Annotated in this window: 2 protein-coding genes and 1 pseudogene; 2 read left to right on the plus strand and 1 reads right to left on the minus strand. The window is 71.9% G+C overall.

Annotation, left to right across the window (positions count from 1 at the left end; translation table 11 throughout):
- The first annotated feature begins 211 nt into the window (after positions 1-211).
- Complete coding sequence (locus tag AB0I73_RS41385; protein ID WP_363045530.1) at positions 212-343, plus strand: hypothetical protein; 132 nt, start codon at positions 212-214, stop codon at positions 341-343.
- 118 nt (positions 344-461) lie between these two features.
- Entirely contained in the window at positions 462-941 is a 480-nt protein-coding gene (locus AB0I73_RS41390; protein ID WP_363045531.1) for a hypothetical protein, read from the plus strand.
- 14 nt (positions 942-955) lie between these two features.
- On the opposite strand, the pseudogene AB0I73_RS41395 reads toward AB0I73_RS41390, so the two are convergent.
- Positions 956-1,084 (minus strand): annotated as a pseudogene (locus AB0I73_RS41395) (IS6 family transposase); the annotation flags it as partial.
- Positions 1,085-1,262 lie beyond the last annotated feature (178 nt).

Genomic DNA, 1,262 nt, shown 5'->3' on the forward strand with positions numbered 1-1,262 from the left:
CTTCTTCGGCAGCCGGCCCCTGGGCCCCGCGGCCTGGACGATCGCGCTGGCGTCGGCGGCGGGCTCGGTGCTGGTGCCCCTCGCGGTCCGGGGCGTCGCCGGCGCACGGGGGGAAGTTCACCCGCAGCACACCTGGGCGTAGCCCGCTGGACGACCTCGCAGCGGACAAAGGAGTCGTCCCCGGCACGACACACACGAAAGGCGGCGGATCATGCCGCACATCTTCACCACGATCCTGACCCAGGTGGCGGTCGCCCTGCTCGAGGCCGCCGCGGTTCGAGTGGTTGTCCAGCTCTGGAAGACCTTCGACACGAGCGGGCGCCCGGCGGCCGCACACGCCTGAGCGGCCCCGGACCAGGCTGCCCGAATTGTCCGTTCGGACGGGTTTATTCGCGTGCATTGATGGAAGGCGGCCAGGAAGAGCCCTCGCCACTCACGCCCCACGGCAGGAGAGGACGGAGATGACTTCCCCAGGTCCACAGACCCAGCCACCGCAGCAGCCGGCCCCGCCACAGGCCGGGACCCAGACCGCGGAGACCCGCACCCCGGAACCACAGCAGCCCCCGACGGAGCACCCCGAGGAGAAGCGGACGGGCGGCAAGGTGCTGCAATTCCGTACCGCGCACGCCCGGGTTCCGATCCCCTACATCACCCCGGGCGACATGTTCTCCACCGCCCGCCCGGCCACGTCCATCCTCCCCTCGCCCCGCAAGCTGGCCTTCTACGGCCTCCTCGGCGCCATGGCCGTGGTCGAGGCCGTCGAGTGGCCGATCGCGGTCGCCGTCGGCGCCGCCACCGAAGTGATCACCCGTGAGCAGGCCGCACGCCAGCGCGCCGAACACCAGCGCATCGGGCGGGACCGCGCCGAGCGCGACCAGGGCCGGCAGGTCGCCACCGAGCGGACAGAGCCCGGGGGGCCCGCGCAGCCAGCGATGACATGACACGTGTAGCCCTGCCCGCACTTCACACACCAGCACCGGACCGTCTCGTGAGAGACGAGCACGCCGCGGGCGAGCATCAACTCCTGGACCTCACGGAAGGACAGGGGGAAGCGGAAGTACCGCCACACACCATGGGCAATGATCTCCGCCGGGTACCGGTGGCCCTGGTGCGGCGGCGGCGCGGACGACCCGAGCGATCCCCCTGTCCGACATGAGCAACTCCGAAATCACCCCGGGCCGGTCGGCCCACGGGACAACGCCGTCGGACGGTCTCGCGGGCGGCAGGCGGGCAAGCGGGCCGGACATGCGGACCTGGCGCAA

Source organism: Streptomyces sp. NPDC050388 (assembly GCF_040655635.1).
Classification (GTDB): Bacteria; Actinomycetota; Actinomycetes; order Streptomycetales; family Streptomycetaceae; genus Streptomyces.

Bases quoted from the DNA above. Each gene is read 5' to 3' on its own strand.
- AB0I73_RS41385 (WP_363045530.1), top strand. From the start codon at position 212: ATGCCGCACATCTTCACCACGATCCTGACCCAGGTGGCGGTCGCCCTG.
- AB0I73_RS41390 (WP_363045531.1), top strand. From the start codon at position 462: ATGACTTCCCCAGGTCCACAGACCCAGCCACCGCAGCAGCCGGCCCCG.